Below are 19,105 nucleotides of genomic sequence, written 5' to 3' on the forward strand. Positions count from 1 at the left end.
CTCCACTAAGAAATAGTATTGGGGGAATTGTATGTGAAGACATTGAAATCGATCTTACTTTGGGGCGTTATTACAGCAGTAGGAGCAGGTGCTTTTGGGGTAATAGCTTTATCACAAGGTGAAACCATTAATGCTGTATGGCTCTTAGTAGCTGCCGTATGTGTATATGCAGTTGCTTATCGCTTTTATAGTAGATTTATAGCGAGAAAGGTTTTTAATTTAGATGATAATCGGCAAACACCAGCCCATACATTAAATGATGGGAAAGACTATGTTCCAACAAATAAGTGGGTATTGTTTGGACATCACTTTGCAGCGATTGCTGGAGCGGGACCTTTAGTAGGACCGATTTTAGCGGCACAAATGGGGTATTTACCAGGGACCATTTGGATTATTGTTGGGGTAGTTGTTGCGGGGGCTGTCCAAGATTTTGTTATTTTATTTGCTTCAATGAGACGTAATGGTAAATCGTTAGGAGAAATGATTAAAGATGAGATTGGACCTGTTACAGGACTAATTGCAATGATAGGTATTTTAGGAATTATGATTATTTTATTAGCAGTATTAGCGTTGGTCGTAGTAAAGGCACTAATCGGAAGTCCTTGGGGAATGTTTACGATAGCAGCAACGATTCCTATCGCTATTTTAATGGGAGTTTATATGCGCTATATTAGGCCTGGTCGTGTTGGAGAAGGATCAGTAATCGGTATTATCCTACTTATTTTATCTCTTGTTGGAGGACAGTATGTAGCAGAAAATCCAACACTTGCAAGTATGTTCACATTTAGTGGTGAAACAATTGCTATTATGCTTATTGTATATGGATTTATTGCATCTGCATTACCAGTTTGGATGCTTTTAGCACCACGTGATTATTTAAGTACATTTTTAAAAGTTGGAACAATTGTAGGGTTAGCAATCGGTATCTTAATTGTAGCACCAGATTTACAAATGCCAGCAGTTTCGAAATTTATTGATGGAACTGGTCCTGTGTTCTCTGGAAACTTATTCCCATTCTTATTTATTACTATTGCTTGCGGTGCAGTGTCTGGATTCCATGCTCTTGTTTCATCAGGTACGACGCCGAAGATGATTGAGCAAGAGGGACACGCACAGCCAATCGGTTATGGAGCAATGTTAATGGAGTCGTTTGTAGCAGCGATGGCGATGATTGCAGCTTGTGTATTAACACCGGGAACGTATTTTGCAATTAATAGTCCCGCAGCACTTATCGGTACAGATGTCTCGCAGGCAGCTCAAGTTATTTCCTCATGGGGATTTGCTATTACACCAAATGAACTAAAAGATCTCGCTGTAAATGTTGGAGAGCAAACGATTTTATCACGTACAGGTGGTGCGCCAACATTAGCGATAGGTATGGCATATATTTTCTCACAAGTAATAGGTGGAACGGCCATGATGGCATTTTGGTATCATTTTGCGATTCTCTTTGAAGCCCTATTTATTTTAACAACGATTGATGCCGGAACGCGTGTCGGCCGATTTATGATTCAAGATATTTTAGGGCATGTATATAAGCCATTTGGGAAAACGGATTCTACATTAGCGAATGTAATCGCTACAACATTATGTGTATTAGGGTGGGGATATTTCTTATACCAAGGGGTAATAGATCCGCTCGGTGGAATTAATACATTATGGCCACTTTTCGGTATTGCAAATCAAATGCTAGCAGGTATTGCATTATTACTTGGAACGACAATTTTGTTCAAAATGGGAAAAAAGGCGTACGTTTGGGTAACACTTATTCCAACTGTCGGGTTGCTGATTGTAACAATGACGGCGGGGTATCAAAAGCTATTTCATGAAAATCCTAAAATTGGATTTCTATCGCATGCAAAGGTATTTCAGAGAGCATTAGATGAGGGAAAAGTGTTAGCGCCAGCTAAAAATGTCGCTCAAATGAAGCAAATTATTTTCAATGATTATATTGATGCAGCGCTTTGTGGGATTTTTATGATAGTTGTAATCGCTGTGTTAATTTCAGCACTTCGAATTTGGATACAAGTATTAAGAAATAAGCCAATGCCGTTAAAGGAGGCACCATATATTCCGAGAGATGAAAGTGAGTCGAGGAACTATGCTTAAAAAGCTGTGGCAAGTATGGAGGGAAAGAAAACGCTTTATTAGTTTGCTCGTTGGGGTACCAAGTTATGAAGTATATGTGGAGCATATGAAAAAGCATCATCCTGGAGAAGAGGTTTTATGTCAAAAGCAATTTTTTGCTGAGGCACAAGAAGCAAGATTTAACGCAAAGGGTGGAAAAATATCACGCTGTTGTTAATGAAAAAGGGCGAGTTTTCGCCCTTTTTATTTTTTTGCTGTTTCACGTGGAACAGCAAAAAATAAATAAAAACTTTGGGAATTATAGGGATTTCGTATACAATAAAGTAAGGAAAGGGATAGATAGAAAAGTAAGGAGATCATTTTATGTTAAAGGACTTATTTGTAAATACAACAATTATTCTTTCCTTTATTTTTGTTGGAGGTCAGCTTTTAAGAGATAAGCCGTTAAAAGAAGGATTCTCTTTTGGGCAGAAATGTGTAGTAGGCATTTTTACTGGGATACTAGGTATATTACTAATGTATTTCGGTGTTCGTGTTGGTACCATCCTATTGGATTTACGCTACTTAGCTGTTATTCTAGCTGTTATTATTGGAGGGCCGATAGCGAGTACCATAACAATTATTATGATTTTAGTAACTAGACTGTTGTTTATGGATTATTCATTAGCTTCTCAAGTGGCCTTTTATACAATCATTGCGATAGGAATAGGGAGTATCTTTATTTCGCGTATGAAGCTTTCTTTAGGGGAAAAGTGGGTATGGTTACACGCATATATTTTATCTATTCTAATCCCAGCGTTATATATATGGTTAATTAAAGAGATCCACATAGTGGGATTATATTTAATTTCTAGTATTATTACAGGTTACATAACATTCATAAGTGCAAATTATGTTTTACAATCCAATGAGCTATTTCAAACGATGAAGCAATACGCAACGATAGATGCATTGACAGGTCTAGGAAACGTAAGACAGTTTGATTTAGAGATGAATCGTCATATTAGTAATAAACACTTGAAAAATGATTCACTTTGTTTACTACTTATAGATATTGACCATTTTAAGCATGTAAATGATACGTATGGGCACCCAGCGGGAGACGAAGTGTTAAAACAAGTAGGGCATATTTTGCGAGAAATGTCAGCATTTCCGGATTTGGTTTTTCGAAAGGGTGGAGAGGAGTTTGCGCTTTTGATACCAAGGAAAGGAATAGCTTATGGAATTCATGTTGGGGAACAAACTCGTATAGCTGTTGAAAAACATTCATTTGAATTGTTAGATGGAACAAAAATAAAAATTACAGTTTCGGTAGGGGTTTCAGAGTATGAAGGGGCATCAGAGCAATTTATTCAAGCGGCGGATGATGCGTTATACTACTCGAAACGAAATGGTAGAAATAAGGTCAGCTCTGCATCTTAAAGATAAGATGACCGGAAGACATAAAGCTTATAAAAAACACTCACAGAGGCAATGTATGAACCTTGTGAGTGTTTTTATTTATATATTAGACAAGTTCTTTTGATACAACGAATTTACGATATGCACCATGGTGAGTTGGACCTACGTATTCGTTAATTTTGAATGAGTAACGAATAGCAGCTGTGATGAATTCTTTAGCAGTTTTTACTGCTTCTTTCACAGGTTTTCCTTTTGCAAGTTCTGCTGTAATTGCAGCAGAATATGTGCAACCTGCGCCGTGTGTATTTGTAGTATCAATTTTTTCTGATTCTAAAAGATCGAATGTTTCTCCATCATATAGGACGTCGATTGCAGTTTCCGTACCAAGTTTGCTTCCGCCTTTAATTAGTACGTATTTGGCACCTAAAGCGTGGATTTTCTTCGCTGCTTCTTTCATGTCCTCAAGAGAATTAATTTTCACACCGCTTAATTGGTAAGCTTCAAATAAGTTTGGCGTTACAACTAATGCCTTTGGCACAAGAACGTCACGTAAGCAATCGTTCGTTTCAGGGTGTAATGCTTCATCTGCACCTTTACATACCATAACAGGGTCAACTACTACATTTTTGAAATTGTGCTTTTCGATTGTTTCTGCAACCATTTCAATAATTTCTACTGATCCAAGCATACCTGTTTTTAAAGCGTCTACGCCAACACCTTCAATTGTTGTTTCTAATTGTGGTTTTAATGTAGAAGCTGGGATTGGAAATACGTTATGTGCCCAACCGTTATGTGGATCCATCGTTACGATTGTTGTAAGAGATGTCATTCCGTATACGCCCAGTTCTTGGAATGTTTTTAAATCTGCTTGTATACCAGCACCGCCACTTGTGTCAGAACCAGCGATAGTAAGTGCTTTATTTAATGTCATTATGAAAGCCCCCTCGAGTGATATAATGAAAACTATGTTTTCACCATTATATCAATGTTACGAATAAGTACAAAGTGAAAAGTAGATGATTTATTTTAAGAGCTATTTAAAATCTTGTATGCAGGAGAATGAGTATGTTTCGAGATAATCGTACGAATGAATTAGTTATATTAAAGGAAATTGCAGAAACATTAAATACATCAAATGATACATATCATGTATTGCAAGCTGTCCTCGAGAAATTGCTAAGTGTAACAGGTTTAACGACAGGATGGATTTTTCTTGCGGATGAAAATGGGAAGTATACGAAGTTAATTGATTATCAATTACCAGAGGCACTTACATATAAAAATAAACGCCCGATGTGCGAAGGTGAATGTTGGTGTTTACGAGGTTTTGTAGATGGAAAATTAGAGAGAGCCGTTAATATTATTGAATGTAAAAGAATTAATAATGCAGTTGAATATAATTGGGGGGATACGGAGGGCATTCTTCATCATGCTACGGTTCCTTTAAAAGCTGGGGGAGAAAAATTTGGGGTGTTAAATGTTGCAAGTCCGGGTAAAACACATTTTTCAGAAGAAGAATTAGTATTACTCCAATCGGTTGCCTTCCAAATTGGTACGGCTTTAAAGCGAACAAAATTATATGAAAATGAAAAGAGAAGAGCACATTATTATGTGAAATTAGAGCGTTTCATTCAAGATTTAAAAATGATTCATAAGTTTAATGTACTACCTGAAAAGGTGGTAAATCACGTAGGTGAAGTATTTCAATGGAATCAAGTAGCGCTTTTTATTAGGGAGGAAAAAGAATTATCTCTGCGAGCGTCTTACGTTCAGGAAGAGTTACAAGAGGATGTAAAAGAGGCGGCCAAGAAGGCGTTAGAACAAGATGAACCAGTTCTAATAAAACATCAAATAGGACATAATGTACATCTAAATCGAGCTGTTATTGCTACACCAATACATATTCAAAACCATATATTTGGTGTTTTATGTGTTAGTTTGAATAATGGAGAGTTTGATGCTAATACAATAGATGTAATTCAAGCATTATCGAACCATGTTTCGTTAATAATAGAGAATTTGAGGTTAAACGAGCAGCGCCGTGAACTTGTACGAATGGAAGAAAGAAATCGGTTAGCAAGAGATTTACATGATTCTGTTTCGCAAAAATTATTTTCATTAACCTTCATGACAAAAGGCGCCGAGGCAGTTTTAAAAGGTAAAAATGAAAAGGTAGATCAATCTTTGCATGAGATGCGTGAACTTGCGCAAGGAGCTTTGAAAGAAATGAGGACATTAATTTGGCAGCTTCGTCCGGCAGGATTAGAAAAAGGATTATTGCCAGCTCTAAAGCAGTACGGTGAAAATTTGGGACTGAAAATTAGGGAGCAAGTTACGGGTGTTCGTGATTTACCTCGTGTAGTAGAAGAAGCCTTGTGGCGCATAGGCCAAGAAGCACTGAACAATGTAAGTAAGCATGCAGGTGTAAAAGAAGCGACGATTTATTTTACAGTGAATGAGAAAAATGTATCATTAGAAATAGTTGATCAGGGAAAGGGCTTTGTGGAAAAGAATATAAAAGAAAAGAAATCACTAGGTATGACTACGATGCGTGAAAGAGTAGAATTAGTTGGTGGAACAATTAAAATTGTAAGTAGTAATAAACGAACGAGCGTAAAAGTAAATGTACCATTATGATGTGAAAATGAGGGAAGTTTGTGAAAATAAAAGTATTGTTAGTTGATGATCATACAGTCGTTTTAAAAGGATTAGCATTTTTCTTAAGTACACAGGAAGATTTAGAGTTAGTTGGAGAAGCGAATAATGGGAAAGAAGCGTTAGTGAAAGTAGGAGAAACAAATCCCGATGTTATATTAATGGATTTATATATGCCTGAAATGGATGGTGTTGAGGCGACGGCATATATAAAAAAAGAGTATCCAAATGTGAAAGTAATTGTATTAACTAGCTTTTCTGATCAGGCGCATGTGTTACCTGCATTAAGGGCTGGAGCAAGTGGGTATATTTTAAAAGATGTAGAACCAGATCAGCTTGTTGAGGCTATTCGAAGCGCATATAAAGGTAATATTCAATTACATCCGGATATAGCAAATGCTCTTCTCTCTCAAACATTACCTGTAGAAGAAAAGGAAGAAGAACCTTCTATTCAAGTGGATGTGCTAACAGCGAGAGAAAATGAAGTATTGCAGCTATTAGCGAAAGGGATGAGCAATAAGGAAATTGCATCTGTTTTAGTTATTACAGAAAAGACGGTTAAGGCGCATGTAAGTAGCATTTTGAGTAAGTTGAATTTATCTGATCGTACGCAAGCGGCATTATATGCAGTTAAAAATGGAATTGTATAAGACGAAAGTCGTAAGACCAAGTTCGCCTTTAGAAGGTGGACTTTTTTTATGGAAAAATACGTCTATGTGAGGACGAAATTGTCTTTATATAAAGATAAAATATGTTTGTAAGCAACAAAACAACAATTACAAGGGATACCTTTTTTGAAAGCATATAACAACATAAGAGTGAGTACTAGGAGGAATAAATAATGGCAACAGTTTTATTCGTTAAAGCAAATAACCGTCCAGCGGAACAAGCAGTTAGTGTAAAATTATATGAGGCATTTTTAGTAAACTATAAAGAAGCACACCCAAATGATACAGTAGTAGAACTTGATTTATATAAAGAAGAATTACCATACGTAGGCGTAGACATGATCAATGGTACATTCAAGGTAGGTAAAGGATTTGATTTAACAGAAGAAGAAGCAAAAGCAGTAGCAGTTGCTGATAAGTATTTAAATCAATTCCTAGAAGCTGATAAAGTTGTTTTCGGCTTCCCATTATGGAACTTAACGATTCCAGCAGTATTGCACACATATATTGATTATTTAAACCGTGCTGGTAAAACGTTCAAATATACGCCAGAGGGTCCAGTTGGCCTAATCGGAGATAAGAAGATTGCATTATTAAATGCACGAGGCGGCGTATATTCAGAAGGGCCAGCAGCTGAGGTAGAAATGGCTGTTAAATATGTAGCAAGTATGATGGGCTTCTTCGGCGCAACAAACATGGAAACAGTAGTTATTGAAGGACATAACCAATTCCCAGATAAAGCAGAAGAAATCATCGCTGCAGGTCTTGAAGAAGCAGCTAAAGTAGCAAGTAAATTTTAATTAAAATTATAATCGTCACTCGAAAAAAGCAGCATTAACATGTAAACGTTAATGCTGCTTTTTTATATTTTTAGTTCATCAGCAAGCTTTTCTAATGTATTTCGATCTTGTATATAATATGTTCGGCCTTCTTTTCTTAAATAATTTTGTTGGCAAAACTGATTTAATACATATAAAAGATGACGGTAGCTGACATTTAAATATTCCGAGGCCTCGGTATGCTTTTCTATATAACAATTATTTTGCTCTGTTAATAAAATAAAAGCAGCTAATCGATTTTCAAAAGGATAACTATAGTTTTTTGCGTAATTTTCAGTGCGAGTAATTGTCTTTTCTCCAATAAATTTACATAAGTGCTGTAAAAACGTTGCATCTTGTAATAAAAGTTGCTGACAATCTTTAAGTGGAAGTGCCAAACACACACAATCTTCTAGTACTTCAACGGACTTAGTAATATTTTCTACTCCTATTAATCCTAATTCTCCGATAAAAGATGGTGCTTGAATAAAATTAATTAATGAAACCTTCCCGTTTTTATGACTCATATATATTTTGGCTCTCCCAGAAATTAAGTAATAGAGATAAGGAAGAGCATTTCCTTCGCTACATATCATCTCTTTCGTTTGAAAAGAATGCAGCTCTACATATGGCAAGACATGAAATGAAAATAGGGTATGGAATTGATGGATTCGCATGTATTGATAAATTTCTTCCTCATTTTTGCTGATTTTCATATTTTCACCCCTATGTATAGTATGAGATATCTCCTATTATCTTTACAAGAAGGAATGATACGATTTATGTAAATTTGTTTTTGTAGAAAAGAGAGTGTGATGAATTTATGAAAAAATATAAAACATTGTTATTTGATGTAGATGATACATTACTAGACTTCCAAAAGGCTGAAAAAGTGGCTTTACGGGTACTTTTTGAAGAGAAGGGAATCCCTTTAACAGACGAGATAGAGACTCGTTATAAAAAAATAAATAAAGGTCTTTGGGATGCTTTTGAAAAAGGTGAACTATCACGCAATGAAGTTGTAAATACACGATTCTCTCTGTTGTTTAAAGAGTATGGAGAAGAAGTAAATGGAATATTATTCGAAAATAATTATCGTAACTACTTAGAAGAAGGAAATCAACTCATGCAAGGTGCGTTTGAATTTATAAATCAAATTCAAGGGGAGTATGAATTGTATATAGTGACAAATGGTGTTTCTAAGACGCAAGATAAACGTTTGCGTAATGCAGGGTTACATTCATTATTTAAAGATGTCTTTGTTTCGGAAGATACAGGTTTTCAAAAACCGATGAAAGAGTATTTTGATTATGTTTTTGAACGGATTCCTAACTTTGCACCTGAAGAAGGGCTGATTATTGGGGATTCATTAAGCGCTGATATTAAAGGTGGATATGTAGCGGGAATTGATACTTGTTGGTTTAATCCAGAAAGGAAATTAAATGATAGTGGGATTATACCGACATATGAAGTGCATAATTTTGAGGAGTTAGAAGCTTTATTAAAGCAGCATGTGTAATAAAAATAGGCAGTGGAGCTTTCGTCCCCACTGCCTATTTTTATTAATTTTTATTTTCGTTATGTTTTGGGAGTGGAAAGGCATTCCCGATAGCAGCTGCACCAAGCATGGGCAATAGTAAATTAAGCGGGAAAAACATGAGTAATAGTAATGTTATAGCTATTGGCTTTCGTAACGCATAGCTTGAAATTGCTGTCGTTACGATGGCAACAGATGCTACTGGATCTATAGGAAGAATAGATGCTACAGCGTATCCGATACTTGAACCAGAAAATATAATTGGGAAGATATGTCCACCTCGCCACCCTGTGTTCAAACAAACGGCAGTAATGCACAACTTTAAAATCCCTGAAAGAAGTAGTATCCAAAAAGATAAATGGCTCCATTCAACAACTAATTCTTTTAATTGATGTTCCCCTGAAAATAATGTGTACGGAAGAAAAGTTCCTGCAATTCCTAATAAAATGCCACCGATAATTCCGAGTGTCAGCTTGTATTCTCTAAAAGGGTGAATTAACTTTTCTAATGTGAATTCTAACTTGAAATAAAAGAAACCAACTATAGCGCCGATACTAGCAAGTGGAAGGAATGCAATCCATTCATTGAAAGAAAGTGCACCTTCCCCGAAATCAACAATAAAGGATCCACGATTATCAAGTTTACTCAGTAGTAAATAAACAGAAAAACCTGCGAAAGTAGTAGCTAAGTATACAATTGCCTTTTTTCCTTTAGAAAAAGCAGCAATTTGTTCCCCCTCATTTTCATTCGGTGCTAAATAACCGAATAATGGTGCGTTAAAAATGACACTTAAAGTAGCGCCAATTCCAATCTCGGTTAGCTCATTCATACCCTTTAAGGCAAATTTAAAGCGATCCCCTACCCATGTGCACAGTCCGCCTATAATTCCAACTAGTGCGGCTTCTGGACCAAGACTAGCTCCGAAAATTAAAACAATAATCGCTGTTAAAGTAGCCTGATGGACAAAGCGATATTCGATTCGACCAGTTTTTTTATATTCAGTCATCACTTCAGGCATAAGGCGTGGATATATACCGAAATATTTTTGTGATAGACCAACGAGGACCCCGCCAATTATTGTTACGCAAAGGGTGTAATAAGAGGGATAAGAGAGAACTTCAGGCAAGTATCCCCAAATAAAGTGGATTCCAATATTTATTGTGACTAAAAATAACCAGACTGTAGCTCCTACTATAGATCCTAGAAGAATGCCATATAGAGCAAGTATGTAATGCATATCTTTTTTATTTGTCATGTTATACCTCCGTTATGTAAATCTTAGTAGGGAAAAAAGTGAAATATACTAGTGAAAAATGGATTGAATATATATAGTATCTTTTTGAGAAGATGGCCTATTCAACATATAGGCTAACTTTTGGGGAATTTGAATTTATAGGTTAAATTACTTATTTAATTTTATAGACTGATTTGAGGTTTTTAAAGGTCTTTTTTGAAATAGACTAGAATATATTTCTTTTGTTGCTTTATATGAAACTGTTAACATTTATTTTAGAACATTCAGAAAAACTGTTTGACATTAGGAAATTATTGCTATAAAATCAACGGTAATTGCATAGTCTTATCAAGAAAAGGTGGAGGGACAGGCCCGATGAAACCTTGGCAACAGCCGTATAACGGAATTGTGCCAAATCCTGCAGGTGGTAATCCTGAGAGATAAGAAAGAGCCTTTAGAGCGTGTTTTCAAACTGCTCCTTTCTTGTTTTCAGGAAAGGGGCAGTTTTTTATTTTGTATAAAAGAAAGGAGAATGAGAGATGGGAGAATCATGGGGAAAAGGAACAATTTGTGTGCAAGGTGGCTATACGCCAAAGAATGGTGAACCACGTGTTTTACCACTTTATCAAAGCACAACGTATAAATACGATACTTCGGATGATTTAGCAGCTCTATTTAACTTAGAGGCAGAAGGATATATTTATACACGTATTGGAAACCCTACTTTAGCAGCATTTGAGCAGAAGTTATCAGATTTAGAAGGCGGTGTAGGAGCTGTTGCAACGGCTTCTGGGCAAGCAGCTATTATGCTCGCAGTTTTAAATATTTGTAGTAGTGGAGACCATTTACTTTGCTCTTCAACTGTTTACGGGGGAACGTTTAATTTATTTGGGGTGAGTTTACGTAAGCTTGGCATTGATGTTACGTTCTTTAATCCAAATTTAACGGCAGATGAAATTACGGCGCTTGCTAATGACAAGACGAAACTTATCTATGCAGAATCGTTAGGAAATCCAGCGATGAATGTTTTAAATTTTAAAGAATTTTCAGCTGCCGCTAAAGAATTAGAGGTACCTTTTATCGTTGATAATACATTAGCAACTCCTTATTTATGCCAGGCGTTTGAACATGGGGCAAATATTATTGTTCATTCTACGACGAAGTATATCGATGGGCATGCGAGCTCCTTAGGCGGTATTGTAATTGACGGTGGAAACTTTGATTGGACAAATGGAAAGTATCCTGAACTTGTTGAACCAGATCCAAGTTATCACGGTGTAAGTTACGTTCAAAACTTTGGTGCAGCAGCGTATATTGTGAAAGCACGTGTTCAGCTATTAAGAGATTATGGAAATTGTATGAGCCCATTCAATGCATATATTAGCAATATTGGCTTAGAAACATTGCATTTACGAATGGAACGTCATAGTGAAAATGCTCTTGCAGTTGCTAAGTGGCTTGCTAATCATGAACGTATTGAATGGGTGAATTATCCAGGCTTAGATAGTAATGAAAATTACTCATTAGCACAACAGTACTTGAAAAAAGGTGCTAGTGGTGTTTTAACTTTCGGTATTAAAGGCGGATTAGAAGCAGCAAAAGAATTTATCGCAAATGTAAAACTAGCAACTCTTGTAACGCACGTAGCTGATGCACGAACTTGCGTTATACATCCTGCTAGTACGACGCATAGACAATTAAATGCTGAAGATCAGCGTTTAGCGGGTGTTACATCTGATTTAATTCGTTTATCGGTTGGTATAGAAGATGTTTCTGATATTATTGCAGATTTGGAAGCAGCTCTAGTTGGAGGCAAAACACATGCCGATCATAATTGATAAAGATTTACCGGCTCGCAAAGTGTTGCAAAAAGAAAATATTTTTGTAATGACGAAGGAGCGGGCAGAAACACAAGATATACGTGCTTTAAAAATTGCTATATTAAATTTAATGCCAACGAAACAAGATACAGAGGCGCAATTACTTCGCTTAATTGGAAACACACCGTTACAATTAGATGTTCATTTGCTTCATATGGAATCACATCTATCGCGTAATGTAACGCAAGAACATTTAACAAGCTTTTATAAAACGTTTCGTGATATTGAAAATGAAAAGTTTGATGGGCTCATTATTACAGGAGCGCCAGTGGAGACCCTTGCTTTTGAAGAGGTAGATTATTGGGAAGAGCTTAAACATATTATGGAGTATTCAAAAACGAATGTAACATCTACGCTCCATATTTGCTGGGGGGCACAGGCTGGCTTGTACTATCATTATGGTGTTCCAAAGTATCCCCTTAAGGAAAAAGTGTTCGGTGTATTTGAACATGAAGTTTGCGAGCAACATGTGAAATTATTACAAGGATTTGATGAATTGTTTTTTGCTCCGCATTCTCGTCATACAGAAGTACGAGAGAATGATATTAGAGGAGTGAAAGAATTAACATTGTTAGCAAACTCTGAAGAAGCAGGTGTTCACCTTGTTATTGGGCCAGAAGGAAGGCAAGTGTTTGCCCTTGGACATAGCGAATATAGTTGTGAGACGTTAAAACAAGAATACGAACGAGATCGTGACAAGGGATTAAATATTGATGTGCCAAAAAACTATTTTAAACATAATAATCCAGATGAAAAGCCGCTTGTTAGGTGGAGGAGTCATGGTAATTTATTGTTTTCTAATTGGTTGAATTATTACGTGTATCAAGAAACCCCTTATATATTGTAAAGAAAGATTGTGTAACACGTGGCAACGTTTTCCTTGTAAAGATTAACCTTTATTTTTCCGAATGTTCAAAATACATTGTTTTTCAGATTTTTTACTCATATAATTTCATCTAAACACAATTTTTGAGGGGTGGACAGTACTATGAAAGAAATTCAAGTTGGGTTATTAGGTCTTGGGACAGTTGGCAGTGGTGTGGTTCGTATTATTACGGATCATCAAGAACGACTCATACATCAAGTAGGTTGTCCAGTGAAGGTAACGAAAGTATTAGTGCAAAACATTGAGAAAGAGAGAGAGGTAGAGGTACCTTCTACTCTATTAACACAAGATGCAAATGAAATTTTAGATAATCCAAATATTGATGTTGTTATTGAAGTGATGGGTGGCATTGATGATGCAAAATCATATATTTTACAAGCTTTAAAAAGCGGAAAGCATGTTGTAACTGCAAATAAAGACTTAATGGCATTACATGGAGCTGAATTATTAGCGACAGCAAAAGATAATAAGGCTGATTTATTCTATGAGGCGAGTGTGGCAGGGGGAATTCCAATTTTACGCAGTATCGTAGAAGGACTTTCTTCAGATCTTATTACGAAAGTAATGGGAATTGTAAATGGAACAACAAATTTTATTTTGACGAAAATGTCAGACGAAGGGAGAGCATATAACGACGTGTTAAAAGAAGCCCAACAACTTGGATTTGCAGAAGCAGATCCAACATCAGATGTAGAAGGTTTAGATGCAGCAAGAAAAATGACGATTTTAGCTACCCTCGGTTTCTCTACAAATGTAGAGCTTGGAGATGTGAAAGTAAAAGGTATTACCTCTATTACAGAGGAAGATATTGAATACAGTAAGAGCTTAGGTTATACAATTAAATTAATCGGTCTTGCAAAACGAGATGGTGAAAAATTGGAGGTTACAGTTGAACCAACTTTACTTCCAAATACACATCCTCTTGCAGCAGTACAAAATGAATATAACGCTGTGTATGTGTACGGTGAAGCAGTTGGGGAAACGATGTTTTATGGACCAGGCGCAGGAAGTTTACCGACAGCTACAGCTGTTGTTTCGGATTTAGTTGCTGTAATGCAAAATATTAGATTAGGGGTAACAGGAAATAGTGCTGTAGTCCCACAATATCAAAAAGTATTAAAAGAGCCAGACGAAATTGTCGTGAAAAAGTTTTTAAGACTGCATGTAAAAGACGAAATTGGTGTATTTGCAAAAATTACTTCATTGTTCTCTGAGCGCGGAGTTAGCTTTGAGAAAATTATTCAAATGCCGCTTGAAGAGAAAGGAAAGGCTGAAATTGTAATTGTAACGCATCGTGCGTCTCTTGCTGATTATGATTATATTCTACATACGTTGCAAGGGTATGAAGAAATAGATTGTTTGAAAGCGAACTATCGAATTGAAGGGGATGCTAAGTAGTATCTCTTACCATAAAACAGAAAGAGCCTATTAAGCAGCTTGCTTAATAGGCTCTTTTCTATTTAAAATCTGCGTACCAACTTGAATAAATGCTTGGATAATCCAGCCTGTTGTAAAGGATAAGATGATTGTTCCAAAATAGATAGGTCCATCTAATAAAAAGCTTAACGTTAAAAATAAAAAGGCTAATGAAATCTCTGTTCTTCTAAACGTCCATTTTTTCTTCTCGGCAACCGTTAAAACGAAAGCTTCTTGAGGCGCTGCACAAAGGTTTGTAGAGACGTAAAGACCAATTCCAGCTCCAACGAATAGATTTCCGCAAATAAGTGTTATATATTTTGGAAGAGAGCGGATAGCGTCCATAATAGTTGTAATGGAACCAATCCAATCAACAAAAAGAGAAATAAGAACCATCGTTACAATTGTACCGATTGTAATTTGTTTTTTATTCCAAAAGAGTACGATAAGTGTAAAGGCAAAGTTAATCATGAAAATCCAAAAACCAATACTTATCCCAAAATTTTGATATAGTGCAATAAAGAAGGAATCATAAGGGCTAAGTCCAAAGGAAGTAATTGTCGTCATCATATTAATACCGATGGCAAGAATGAGTAAACCGCCAATGAAAAATATATATTCTAATTTGAATCGAAGCATAGTTGTATATCCTTTCTAAATGTATTTGCTAGGAAAGGATATATTGTGGAAAGCTTACCAGGTCAAGGGAGAATTTTTGTGAAAAGGGGAAAATGAGATGACAAATATAAGAAAGATTGCTGAACTTGCTGGAGTATCTGTTTCAACTGTTTCACGTGTACTAAATAATCATCCGTACGTAAATGAACAGAAACGAAAAGAAATTTTAGCGATTATAGAAGAATTAAATTACACGCAAAACGTGAATGCAATTCATTTAGTGAAAGGAAAAACGAATGTAATTGGCGTTTTATTGCCACACGTAAATGATCAATATTATAGCGCTATTATCGAGGGGATATCAAAAGAGACAGCAAAGAATAATTATAATATGATGCTTTGCCAGACGAATTATAGTGAAGAAAGAGAACTAGAAATTTTGAATATGTTAAAAATGAAAAAGCTTGATGGGGTTATTATTTGTTCTCGGACAAATAGTAAGGAGAAGCTTGAAGAATATACGAAATTCGGCCCGATTGTTATGTGTGAAGAAATAGATTCAAAATGCATTTCAAGTGTACATATCGATTACTACAAAGTATTTTCACGTGGGATGAAAAGCTTAATAGATGCCGGTCATACACGTATTGGATATTGTATTGGAAGAAGTAATAGTGTTAATAGCCAAAGACGAAAGAAGGCGTATGAAGATTCGCTTCAACAGAGTATCGTAACACCGTTAGAGACCTGGAAATTTGAAGGTTGTTTTACAGTGGAAGATGGACGCAATGTAATTAGAGAATGGGCTCATATGTCAGTAAAACCGACAGCGTTCCTTGTATCTTGTAACCATATTGCAGCGGGGATGGTTACAGAAGCAAAAAAACAAGGAATTCGTATTCCAGAGGATATTACGATTATCGGGTGTGATGATCAAGAGGTGGCAGATATATTGGGTATAACGACGATTTCGCATTCTAGTAAAAACGTTGGAGTAAAAGCGTTTGAATTATTATATGAAAAGATTAATGAAGAGAAATTAGATGTGAAGCATATAGAGTTATTACCAGAGTTAATAGATAGAGAAACGACATAATTGAGAAGGTGTGAAAATCGCTTTTCAAAATTTCGTTTGGTATAATTATGGACAATCTATGAGGGCTAAAAGGGGTTTTGATATGAGATCAAAAGTAGTAAAAGTAATTCTACTCATTACAATTGCATCTTTCTGTTTATTTGCATATGGCTTTGTTTCAGGTGTAAATGATGTATTAAATCCGAAAGCTTCAAATTTAATTAAAAAGACCGATGTAGTGGCAAAAGAGAAAAAGAAAACGGGAACGTTACAAATCGTTAGTTTAGGTGATTCATTAACGCGTGGCGTTGGTGATAAAGAAGGAATTGGCTATGTTGGGCGAATGAAAGAGGATTTACAAAAAGATTATAAGCAAAAAATTGCATTAACAAATTTAGCAGTTAGTGGTGCAAAAATGCCCGATTTATTAAAACAAATTGAAAGTAATGGCGCTCAATATTCAATTAAGCAAGCAGATGTAATTGTGTTAACGATTGGTGGAAATGATTTGTTCCCAGGCTGGGAATCACTTGGGAAAATAGATTTAGAGACGTATCGTCCTGACACAGAGACGTTTCAAAATGAAGCAAAGAAAATTATAGAAGAAATTCGTAAATTAAATACAGATAGTCCGATTTTTTGGCTTGGTTTATACAATCCTTTTGAAGATGTAGAAGATTTAAAAGGGTCTTCAAACATTGTTGTGGACTGGAATGCATCTTTAGAGAAATTAGCGCTAAACGATAAAAATGTGTATATTACACCGACATTTGATTTATTCCAAAACCGCGGGAAAGATTTATTATACTCTGATCATTTTCATCCGAACGAAGTAGGTTATACGTATATGGCAGAACGTTTAGTTCAAAATGTTGTAAGTAAATTAAAACTAGAACAAGGAGGGGTAAAATGACGACGATACTTTCCGTACGAGACTTGAAGAAGGTAATTGGAAAGAAGATTCTTGTAGAGAATATTTCCTTTGATGTAAAGCAAGGAGAAGTGTTCGGGTTCTTAGGACCAAATGGTGCTGGAAAGACGACTACCATTCGAATGTTAGTCGGATTGATTAAGGCGACAGAAGGTACGATTTCTATCGGTGGTTATTCGATTAAGGAAAATTTCAGAGAAGCGATGCGTCAAATTGGGAGTATCGTTGAAAACCCAGAGTTGTATACATATTTAACGGGATGGGAAAATTTAAAGCAATTTGCTCGTATGTTAGGTGATATATCAGATGAACGTATTATTGAAATTGCTGAAATGGTTCATTTAGATGAAAGAATTCATGACAAGGTAAAAACGTACTCACTTGGTATGAAACAACGCCTTGGAATTGCGCAGGCGCTCCTTGGAAATCCGAAATTGCTCATATTAGATGAACCAACGAATGGTTTAGATCCAGCAGGGATTAGAGAACTTAGGGAATTTATACATAAGCTTGTAAAAGAAGAAAATATGAGCGTGTTTATTTCAAGCCACTTGCTAAGTGAAGTGCAAATGATATGCGATCGCGTTGCTATTATTCATAAAGGAAAGATGATAACAGTTGCCAAGGTTGAAGAATTAATTAAAACAGCAAGTGATCGTGTAGAATGGATTGTTACACCGATTTCTAAGGCGAAAGATATGCTAGAAGCGGCCGAAGAAGTAAGGGAAGTGAGTGTAGAAGGCGATCGATTACTATGCCGCATGGATATTGCATCTATAAGTAGTTGGAATAAACACTTTGTCGCAAATGAAATAGATGTACATAGCGTTAAGGAGCTTGTATTTACGCTAGAAGATTTATTTATTGAACTCACAAGGGGTGAGCAGCATGCGTGAATTTGCGAATCTAGTTTTAAATGAATCAGAAAAGATTTACCGCAAGAAACGTATTTTTGTTGTCATGCTTATTTTAGCAATCTTGATCCCGCTTTTTGTGTATGCGCAGTATCGTGAAATAGAAACGACACAAAAAAGACTCGGTACAACTGATTGGAAGGTTTCATTGCAACAGCAAATTGTTGATTCTCAGAACCGGTTGAACAATTCTAGGTTGCCAGAAGAATGGCGTGATTGGTTAAAGGTAAGAGTTGAGCAACAACAATATTATTTAGATCATGATATTAATCCGATGGCACCGGGTGCACCGACTTTTGTCAGAGCATTTATTGAACAAGGAATTACATTATTTATTCCGCTTCTCGTAATGATTGTCGCCATTGATATCGTTTCAGGAGAACGAAGTGATGGGACGATGAAGATGTTACTTACGCGGCCGATTCGGCGCTGGAAAATACTCCTTAGTAAATACGTGACGATGTTATTTTTCATTTCGCTCATACTGTTTCTTGTAGGTTTGTTTGCTTACATATTATCAGGGCTTGTATTTGGGTACTCGGGATGGAATTTACCTGTTTTAACAGGATTCGTCATTGATAAGGAAACGTTAAATACGAACTTTGTGCATCTTATTCCGCAGTGGCAATACATCTTAATGGCGTATGGACTAGCCTGGTTTGTTGCTATCGTTGTCGGAACTATATCATTTATGGTCTCTGTTTTAATTCGTAATACACCAGCTGGTATGGGCGTTATGCTAGCTGCATTAATTGCAGGCGGTATTTTAAGCTCGTTCGCAACATCTTGGGAAGGCGCCAAATATATTTTTAGTGTGAATTTATCATTAACGGATTATTTATCAGGAAAATTACCTGCATTACAAGGTTTATCGATGGGATTTTCTTTGATGAATTTAACTGTTTGGGCAGTTGTTTCTCTTGTTATTTCGTTCGTAGTATTTACAAGACAGGATATGGTGAATTAATTAGACAGGAAGTGACA

Annotated in this window: 18 protein-coding genes and 1 riboswitch; of the genes, 14 read left to right on the forward strand and 4 right to left on the reverse strand. The window is 36.1% G+C overall.

Annotation, left to right across the window (positions count from 1 at the left end; translation table 11 throughout):
* Positions 1 to 33: 33 nt before the first annotated feature.
* The 3 genes from cstA (at position 34) to HMAS_RS21045 (ending at position 3,510) form a co-directional block, all read left to right on the forward strand.
* Positions 34 to 2,109, forward strand: coding sequence for a carbon starvation protein CstA (cstA, locus tag HMAS_RS21035; RefSeq protein WP_000854314.1), 2,076 nt, complete (start codon positions 34 to 36; stop codon positions 2,107 to 2,109).
* Positions 2,102 to 2,305, forward strand: a complete 204-nt coding sequence (locus HMAS_RS21040) for a YbdD/YjiX family protein (protein WP_016123906.1) — start codon at positions 2,102 to 2,104, stop codon at positions 2,303 to 2,305. Before cstA ends, HMAS_RS21040 begins: the two co-directional genes overlap by 8 nt.
* Before the next feature lie 146 nt (positions 2,306 to 2,451).
* Entirely contained in the window at positions 2,452 to 3,510 is a 1,059-nt protein-coding gene (locus tag HMAS_RS21045; RefSeq protein ID WP_000910190.1) for a GGDEF domain-containing protein, read from the forward strand.
* A gap of 85 nt (positions 3,511 to 3,595) precedes the next feature.
* On the opposite strand, the gene pdxK is transcribed toward HMAS_RS21045, so the two are convergent.
* Complete coding sequence (gene pdxK, locus HMAS_RS21050) at positions 3,596 to 4,420, reverse strand: pyridoxine/pyridoxal/pyridoxamine kinase (protein ID WP_000174252.1); 825 nt, start codon at positions 4,418 to 4,420, stop codon at positions 3,596 to 3,598.
* A 134-nt stretch (positions 4,421 to 4,554) separates the two neighbouring features.
* Between pdxK and HMAS_RS21055 the strand changes: the two genes are divergently transcribed.
* The 3 genes from HMAS_RS21055 (at position 4,555) to HMAS_RS21065 (ending at position 7,612) form a co-directional block, all read left to right on the forward strand.
* Positions 4,555 to 6,126, forward strand: coding sequence for a GAF domain-containing sensor histidine kinase (locus HMAS_RS21055; protein ID WP_098905895.1), 1,572 nt, complete (start codon positions 4,555 to 4,557; stop codon positions 6,124 to 6,126).
* Positions 6,127 to 6,146: 20 nt separating this feature from the next.
* Positions 6,147 to 6,794: a response regulator gene (locus HMAS_RS21060; RefSeq protein WP_000695799.1), complete on the forward strand. Its 648-nt coding sequence runs from the start codon at positions 6,147 to 6,149 to the stop codon at positions 6,792 to 6,794.
* A gap of 191 nt (positions 6,795 to 6,985) precedes the next feature.
* The gene (locus tag HMAS_RS21065; protein WP_000246744.1) at positions 6,986 to 7,612 is read left to right on the forward strand and encodes an FMN-dependent NADH-azoreductase; all 627 of its coding nucleotides are present in this window, start codon (positions 6,986 to 6,988) and stop codon (positions 7,610 to 7,612) included.
* A gap of 62 nt (positions 7,613 to 7,674) precedes the next feature.
* Here HMAS_RS21065 and HMAS_RS21070 read toward each other — a convergent pair whose 3' ends face one another.
* Complete coding sequence (locus HMAS_RS21070; protein WP_000703327.1) at positions 7,675 to 8,346, reverse strand: transcriptional regulator YeiL; 672 nt, start codon at positions 8,344 to 8,346, stop codon at positions 7,675 to 7,677.
* Positions 8,347 to 8,453: 107 nt separating this feature from the next.
* On the opposite strand from HMAS_RS21070, the gene HMAS_RS21075 reads away from it, so the two are divergent.
* Entirely contained in the window at positions 8,454 to 9,149 is a 696-nt protein-coding gene (locus tag HMAS_RS21075) for a YjjG family noncanonical pyrimidine nucleotidase (RefSeq protein ID WP_069604551.1), read from the forward strand.
* A 43-nt stretch (positions 9,150 to 9,192) separates the two neighbouring features.
* Here HMAS_RS21075 and HMAS_RS21080 read toward each other — a convergent pair whose 3' ends face one another.
* Entirely contained in the window at positions 9,193 to 10,422 is a 1,230-nt protein-coding gene (locus HMAS_RS21080) for a chloride channel protein (protein ID WP_116345006.1), read from the reverse strand.
* 321 nt (positions 10,423 to 10,743) lie between these two features.
* A riboswitch (SAM riboswitch) is annotated at positions 10,744 to 10,848 on the forward strand.
* A gap of 92 nt (positions 10,849 to 10,940) precedes the next feature.
* Between HMAS_RS21080 and HMAS_RS21085 the strand changes: the two genes are divergently transcribed.
* The 3 genes from HMAS_RS21085 (at position 10,941) to HMAS_RS21095 (ending at position 14,565) form a co-directional block, all read left to right on the forward strand.
* On the forward strand, positions 10,941 to 12,239 hold the full coding sequence (locus HMAS_RS21085) for a bifunctional O-acetylhomoserine aminocarboxypropyltransferase/cysteine synthase (protein WP_000504780.1): 1,299 nt from the start codon (positions 10,941 to 10,943) through the stop codon (positions 12,237 to 12,239).
* On the forward strand, positions 12,223 to 13,128 hold the full coding sequence (metA, locus tag HMAS_RS21090; RefSeq protein ID WP_001121540.1) for a homoserine O-acetyltransferase MetA: 906 nt from the start codon (positions 12,223 to 12,225) through the stop codon (positions 13,126 to 13,128). The genes HMAS_RS21085 and metA overlap by 17 nt, the downstream gene beginning before the upstream one ends.
* Before the next feature lie 141 nt (positions 13,129 to 13,269).
* Positions 13,270 to 14,565, forward strand: coding sequence for a homoserine dehydrogenase (locus HMAS_RS21095; protein WP_000659109.1), 1,296 nt, complete (start codon positions 13,270 to 13,272; stop codon positions 14,563 to 14,565).
* A 30-nt stretch (positions 14,566 to 14,595) separates the two neighbouring features.
* On the opposite strand, the gene HMAS_RS21100 is transcribed toward HMAS_RS21095, so the two are convergent.
* Positions 14,596 to 15,222, reverse strand: coding sequence for a YczE/YyaS/YitT family protein (locus HMAS_RS21100; protein ID WP_000943411.1), 627 nt, complete (start codon positions 15,220 to 15,222; stop codon positions 14,596 to 14,598).
* 97 nt (positions 15,223 to 15,319) lie between these two features.
* On the opposite strand from HMAS_RS21100, the gene HMAS_RS21105 reads away from it, so the two are divergent.
* The 4 genes from HMAS_RS21105 to HMAS_RS21120 are packed head-to-tail and all read left to right on the forward strand — an operon-like array spanning position 15,320 to position 19,088.
* Positions 15,320 to 16,297: a LacI family DNA-binding transcriptional regulator gene (locus HMAS_RS21105; protein ID WP_000181975.1), complete on the forward strand. Its 978-nt coding sequence runs from the start codon at positions 15,320 to 15,322 to the stop codon at positions 16,295 to 16,297.
* Positions 16,298 to 16,307: 10 nt separating this feature from the next.
* On the forward strand, positions 16,308 to 17,189 hold the full coding sequence (locus HMAS_RS21110) for an SGNH/GDSL hydrolase family protein (protein WP_002022849.1): 882 nt from the start codon (positions 16,308 to 16,310) through the stop codon (positions 17,187 to 17,189).
* Positions 17,186 to 18,103, forward strand: coding sequence for an ABC transporter ATP-binding protein (locus HMAS_RS21115; protein WP_116345007.1), 918 nt, complete (start codon positions 17,186 to 17,188; stop codon positions 18,101 to 18,103). The genes HMAS_RS21110 and HMAS_RS21115 overlap by 4 nt, the downstream gene beginning before the upstream one ends.
* On the forward strand, positions 18,096 to 19,088 hold the full coding sequence (locus HMAS_RS21120) for an ABC transporter permease subunit (protein WP_001206477.1): 993 nt from the start codon (positions 18,096 to 18,098) through the stop codon (positions 19,086 to 19,088). The genes HMAS_RS21115 and HMAS_RS21120 overlap by 8 nt, the downstream gene beginning before the upstream one ends.
* The last annotated feature ends 17 nt before the right edge of the window (positions 19,089 to 19,105 follow it).

This window comes from Bacillus sp. HMA207 (assembly GCF_003402455.1).
Taxonomy (GTDB): Bacteria; Bacillota; Bacilli; order Bacillales; family Bacillaceae_G; genus Bacillus_A; species Bacillus_A cereus.

What these genes read in the sequence shown, in the direction of transcription:
- HMAS_RS21120 (WP_001206477.1), top strand. Translation starts at nt 18,096, where the DNA reads ATGCGTGAATTTGCGAATCTAGTTTTAAATGAATCAGAAAAGATTTAC.
- HMAS_RS21085 (WP_000504780.1), top strand. Translation starts at nt 10,941, where the DNA reads ATGGGAGAATCATGGGGAAAAGGAACAATTTGTGTGCAAGGTGGCTAT.
- HMAS_RS21100 (WP_000943411.1), bottom strand. Translation starts at nt 15,222, where the DNA reads ATGCTTCGATTCAAATTAGAATATATATTTTTCATTGGCGGTTTACTC.
- HMAS_RS21115 (WP_116345007.1), top strand. Translation starts at nt 17,186, where the DNA reads ATGACGACGATACTTTCCGTACGAGACTTGAAGAAGGTAATTGGAAAG.
- HMAS_RS21080 (WP_116345006.1), bottom strand. Translation starts at nt 10,422, where the DNA reads ATGACAAATAAAAAAGATATGCATTACATACTTGCTCTATATGGCATT.
- metA (WP_001121540.1), top strand. Translation starts at nt 12,223, where the DNA reads ATGCCGATCATAATTGATAAAGATTTACCGGCTCGCAAAGTGTTGCAA.
- pdxK (WP_000174252.1), bottom strand. Translation starts at nt 4,420, where the DNA reads ATGACATTAAATAAAGCACTTACTATCGCTGGTTCTGACACAAGTGGC.
- HMAS_RS21095 (WP_000659109.1), top strand. Translation starts at nt 13,270, where the DNA reads ATGAAAGAAATTCAAGTTGGGTTATTAGGTCTTGGGACAGTTGGCAGT.
- HMAS_RS21105 (WP_000181975.1), top strand. Translation starts at nt 15,320, where the DNA reads ATGACAAATATAAGAAAGATTGCTGAACTTGCTGGAGTATCTGTTTCA.
- HMAS_RS21045 (WP_000910190.1), top strand. Translation starts at nt 2,452, where the DNA reads ATGTTAAAGGACTTATTTGTAAATACAACAATTATTCTTTCCTTTATT.
- HMAS_RS21075 (WP_069604551.1), top strand. Translation starts at nt 8,454, where the DNA reads ATGAAAAAATATAAAACATTGTTATTTGATGTAGATGATACATTACTA.
- HMAS_RS21040 (WP_016123906.1), top strand. Translation starts at nt 2,102, where the DNA reads ATGCTTAAAAAGCTGTGGCAAGTATGGAGGGAAAGAAAACGCTTTATT.
- HMAS_RS21065 (WP_000246744.1), top strand. Translation starts at nt 6,986, where the DNA reads ATGGCAACAGTTTTATTCGTTAAAGCAAATAACCGTCCAGCGGAACAA.
- HMAS_RS21055 (WP_098905895.1), top strand. Translation starts at nt 4,555, where the DNA reads ATGTTTCGAGATAATCGTACGAATGAATTAGTTATATTAAAGGAAATT.
- HMAS_RS21070 (WP_000703327.1), bottom strand. Translation starts at nt 8,346, where the DNA reads ATGAAAATCAGCAAAAATGAGGAAGAAATTTATCAATACATGCGAATC.